Source organism: Anaerolineae bacterium (genome assembly GCA_014360855.1).
In the GTDB taxonomy this organism is placed as follows: domain Bacteria; phylum Chloroflexota; class Anaerolineae; order JACIWP01; family JACIWP01; genus JACIWP01.
Window position 1 is genome coordinate 1 of the sequence record JACIWP010000245.1, and the last position, 4,447, is coordinate 4,447.

General features: G+C 67.6%; 5 protein-coding genes. All 5 read right to left on the reverse strand.

Going from position 1 to position 4,447, the window contains the following annotated elements:
• Nucleotides 1–169 (reverse strand): hypothetical protein (locus H5T60_11930; GenBank protein MBC7243140.1); only part of this gene is annotated, 169 nt, incomplete at its 3' end.
• On the reverse strand, nucleotides 166–1,311 hold the full coding sequence (locus tag H5T60_11935) for a glycosyltransferase family 4 protein (GenBank protein ID MBC7243141.1): 1,146 nt from the start codon (nucleotides 1,309–1,311) through the stop codon (nucleotides 166–168). The genes H5T60_11935 and H5T60_11930, both read right to left, overlap by 4 nt.
• Before the next feature lie 4 nt (nucleotides 1,312–1,315).
• Nucleotides 1,316–2,341, reverse strand: a complete 1,026-nt coding sequence (locus H5T60_11940; protein MBC7243142.1) for a class I SAM-dependent methyltransferase — start codon at nucleotides 2,339–2,341, stop codon at nucleotides 1,316–1,318.
• 9 nt (nucleotides 2,342–2,350) lie between these two features.
• Entirely contained in the window at nucleotides 2,351–3,526 is a 1,176-nt protein-coding gene (locus tag H5T60_11945) for a glycosyltransferase family 4 protein (protein ID MBC7243143.1), read from the reverse strand.
• A complete protein-coding gene (locus tag H5T60_11950; GenBank protein ID MBC7243144.1) occupies nucleotides 3,523–4,434 on the reverse strand; it encodes an O-antigen ligase family protein in 912 nt (303 codons plus the stop codon). Before H5T60_11950 ends, H5T60_11945 begins: the two co-directional genes overlap by 4 nt.
• Between the last annotated feature and the right edge of the window lie 13 nt (nucleotides 4,435–4,447).

Below are 4,447 nucleotides of genomic sequence, written 5' to 3' on the forward strand. Positions count from 1 at the left end.
TGACGTTGGGGATATCCCGCACCCCCAGCTCCGGGATATCCGCGCCTCCTGTGGTGAGCGCCATGACGCTATGTTCCACGCCCAGCCGGCGCAAGAGGTTGTACGTCACGTTCTTGATGCCCTCGTCAAAGGGAGGGGCCAGGCGCTCGGAAAACACCGCTACCCTCATGTTCCCGATGCCTCCCGCCGGCCGGCGACTTCCTGGTAAATGGCGTAGTACTGGTCGGCAATGACATCGCGGCGGAAGCGCGCCCGGGCGATCTCCCGGCCGCGCTGGCCCATGCGCCGGCGTAATTCCTCGTCCTGCAGGAGTTGGGTGATGCGCTCGGCCATGGCAGGGGCATCGCCGGCCGGCACGATGAAGCCGCTGGCGCCGTCCTCCACCAGGTCGCGCACGCCGCCCACGTCGGTGGCCACCACCGGTTTGCCGGCGGCCATGGCCTCCAGCAGTACCACCGGCGCCGTCTCCTGCCGGGAGGGGAGGGCCAGCAGGGCGCACGCATCATATTCCCTCAGCATGGCCGGCACGTCCAGCAGTCCCAGGAAACGGGCATACGTCTCCAGGCCTTGTTCCCGCACGAACTCCTCCACGCGGCGCGGGTACACGGGGTCAATAGCCCGGCCGGCCAGATGCAGATGGGCTTCCGGAACCCTCTCCCGCACCAGCGCCAGCGCCGCCAGCAGGGTCAGGGGGTCTTTGCGCTCGCTGATGGTGCCGGCGAAGAGGATGCGCCCGGGCACCTCCTGCCCCTCCAGCTCGAAATACTCCTCTCCCACCGGATTGTCCACCCGATGGAAGCGCGCCCGCGTGCGCCCCCGGTACTCCTCCACGATATAGGGGCTGATGGCGATGATATCGGAGACGCGCCGGATCACCCAGCGGTCATAGAAGGCGGTGATCCAGAGGATCAGGCGGTGCTGCCAGTGGCGGAAGGTGCGCGCCTCGCGGTGGGCCACGCCGTGAATGGTGTAAATGGTGGGGAAGCCGGCGCGCAGGGCCGCAAAGGCGTACTGGCTGGTGTGCGCGTTGACCAGGTCGGGTTGAAGCTCGCGGAGCATGCCGGCCACGCGCCCGACGCCGGTGATGAGGTTGGGGATGATGCGCCGGCGGGGCCGCGAGAGATAATGCACCGTCACCCGGCCGTGCTGGGCCGTGCGGTCCGCCGGCACCTCGCTGTGACAGTGCACCACGTGCACATCCAGGTCGGCGTGGCGGGCCAATCCCTGGGCCAGGTGATAGGCCACGGCGCGCACCCCGCCGGGGATGCGGTTGGGGTCCACCGGATAATCGATCAGCAGGGCCAGCCGCATGATCTCACCCGTCCTCCTTGCGCGCCAGGATGCGGAACGATGGGGTGAAGCGGAGCATGATGGGGGCCAGCCACGGGCGGGTCAACAGTTCATTGGCCAGGTGGACGAGGCCGCCGCGCGCCCCGCCGAAGTAGGGGCGCACCGCGACGCGAAAGCCCCGCCGGCGAATCTGCCAGCCCAGCTCCAGCGGGTCCAGCAGGCGCTCAATATAATACCCGTTCACCGGGTCCAGCGGGCAGGTCTCGCCGTCCCAGACGCGGCCGGGGGGCCGGCCGGTTTCCAGATAGCCCCGCACCGCATCCAACACCTCCCCGCCGGCCAGGCCGGATGTGCCCCGTGCCAGCATGTCCTGCTCCTCTGCGGAGAGGTGCGGGAAGGCGCCGGCGATCATCTCCCGGCGCATTTCTACGAAGGGCTTCTCCACGCGATGGCCGTGGATGTCCTCCGTGGCCGGCCCGTTCTCGAAGACGGCCCAGATTTCCCGCGTCTTGCGGCGGGTGGGCGCGTGTCGGGCGTTATTGCCGTCGGCGATGATAAGATGCCCGCCCGGACGGAGGACCCGTGCCGCCTCATCCAGGAAGGCCTCCACATTCCGATAGTGGGACACCGCCTCGATGGAGAGGACGATGTCGAAATATCCGTCCACATAGGGCATATGCGCCACATCCCCCCGGCGGGGATAGAGCCGGAAGGGCATGTTCAACAGGGCGAGATAGGTCTCGAAGGTGCGGATCATGCCGGCGTGGCAGTCCAGGCCGTGCACCTCCGCCGCGCCCAAAAGGTGCAGGAACAGGGCGGTCAGGCCGAAGCCACAGCCGGCGTCCAGCACGCGCGCCCCTTCCAGCCGGGCGCCGGCCTGCGCCAATACCGTGCGCAAGTAGCGGATGTAGTTCTCGAGCTTCCAGTCCTCCCCCAGCCAGCGGTGATAGCGCGCGAACCAGGGGTCGTACTGTTCCGCCCAGGCCGGCTGGAAAATCGTGCGCACCAGCTCCGCAATGTCAATCTCTCTGCCCTCGTACGTTACCCGCACCAGTGCCCCTCATCCTCCATGATACAGTGTCATGACCTCGCGATACACCGCCAGCGTCTGCTCCACCACGGCCGAGGCCTTGAAGCGCTGGAGCGCCTGCCGGCGGGCCTCCTGCGCCAGACGTGCCCGCTCCGCCGGCGAGGAGAGCAGGCGCGCCAGCGCATCGGCGACCGCCGCGGCATCGCCGGCCGGCGCCAGTAGACCCGTCACCTCATGCGTGAGCAAACCGTTCACCCCGCCTACAGCGGTGGCCACCACCGGCCGGCCGGCGGCCATGGCCTGCTCGATGACCACCGGCGCCGTCTCCTGCACCGAGGTCAGCAGGAATAAAGAACAGGCGGCATATTCCCGCAATAAGGCCTCCTCGTCCAGTTGACCCAGGAAATGGACCGCATCGCCCAGGCCCAGCTCGTCCACCAGGGCGCGCACGCGCCGGGCATAGGCCGGCTCGGCTTCCGTCTCGCCGGCGATGCGCAGGCTCACCTCGGGGAAGCGCTCCCGCAGGAGGGCAAGGGCGCGGATGGCGGTGATGGGGTCCTTGCGCGGGATGACCCGGCCGGCGAAGAGGATGCGGCCCGGCTCCCCTGCGCCGGCGATCTCGAAATAGGCGTCGGGAATGGGGTTCTCCACGCGGTACAGCCGGGCGCGTGTCCAGCCGCCGAACTCCCGCTCCACATAGGGACTGATGGCGATGATATGCCGCGCCCGGCGCAGGAGCCAGCGCTCATACAGGGCGTCCAGCTCCCAGCCCAGGCGGTCCTTGAGGCCCATGGCGATGCGCGCCTCCCGATAGACGATGCCGTGCACGGTGATGACCGCCGGAAAGGGCGCCGTCAGCGCCGCGCCGGCATATACCCCGGTGCCGTGCGCATGCACCATGTCAGGCCGTATCTTCCGCAGGAGCCGGCGCAGGTCCAGCACCTCCCGCCAGTGAAAGGTGGCGCGGGCAAAGCGCCGGCGCGGCAGCCAGTACAGCGTCATACCGCGGCGCTGTTCCACCCTTGTTTCCCGCAGGCCGGTCAGCCCGCTCAGGATATGCAGTTCCACATCCGGCCGGCGCGCCATTTCCCGCGCCAGCACCGCCACCACCGCTTCCACCCCGCCCCCGATGCGGTCCGGGTCGCGTGGGTGCGGCCCGAGCATCGCCACGCGCAGGGGCTTCCCGCTCATCGAGGAGGCCATCATGCTCCTCCAGCCGCCCGCGGCATAGGAGATGGGGCATGCGCACGCTGGGCCTCGTAGACGGCCTCATGGTAGCCCAGCACGGCGCCGGCGATGAAGAAGAAGATAATGTTCGGATAAATGCCGTAGAGCATATCCACGGCGAAGCACTGTGCTGTGTACGACAGCAGGGCTACCCAAAAGGCCACCAGCAGGTCACGGCGCATGCCCGGCCAGCGCGGGGCCTTGAGATACATCAGCAGTGAGTCCAGGCCCATCATTATAAAGGTGCCCAGATAGGGAATGAAGCCGGAGAGGCCGGCGGTCACCAGCATCCACAGGAACGAGTTGTGCGGGGCTTCTATGCCGATGTACTGCGCCAGATTCCCGAACCCCACGCCGAGCGCCATATGCTTCAAGAACGTCTGCCAGCTCAGCCGGTATGCCTCGACGCGATAGGTGATGGGGTTGACCGCCACCAGGCGCTCGGTGAAGGCATAGCTGGAGGCAATGCGCCACCAGTTCAGCGAGATGAGCAGGGCCAGCAGAGGGGAGAGCTTGAGGAAGGGCCGGCGGAAGCGCGGATAGAACAACAGGAACACCAGTATCCCCAGCACGCCGCCCAGCCAGCCAGTGCGGTTATAGGTCAGGAACAGGCCGGTATACATGACGCCCAGCACCAGGAGCATCAGCCGGCGCAAGGGCAGGCGCCGGTTCTCCAGCATGGCGCGCCAGGCGAACGGCAGGGTCATGGCAATGGTGACGGCATGAAAGGCCGGGTTCCCCAGCAGGCCCGTCACGCGCCGCAGATGCTTGCCGTAATAGGTGCTCCCGACGGTGGGGAACCAACTGTAGCCCATGAACTGTTCCTGGAGCACCACCAGGGCGATGACGAAGCCCACGGCAACCAGAGCGCGCTGGGCATGGATCATGCGGCGCTCATCG

What these genes read in the sequence shown, in the direction of transcription:
- H5T60_11935 (MBC7243141.1), bottom strand. Translation starts at nt 1,311, where the DNA reads ATGCGGCTGGCCCTGCTGATCGATTATCCGGTGGACCCCAACCGCATC.
- H5T60_11945 (MBC7243143.1), bottom strand. Translation starts at nt 3,526, where the DNA reads ATGATGGCCTCCTCGATGAGCGGGAAGCCCCTGCGCGTGGCGATGCTC.
- H5T60_11950 (MBC7243144.1), bottom strand. Translation starts at nt 4,434, where the DNA reads ATGATCCATGCCCAGCGCGCTCTGGTTGCCGTGGGCTTCGTCATCGCC.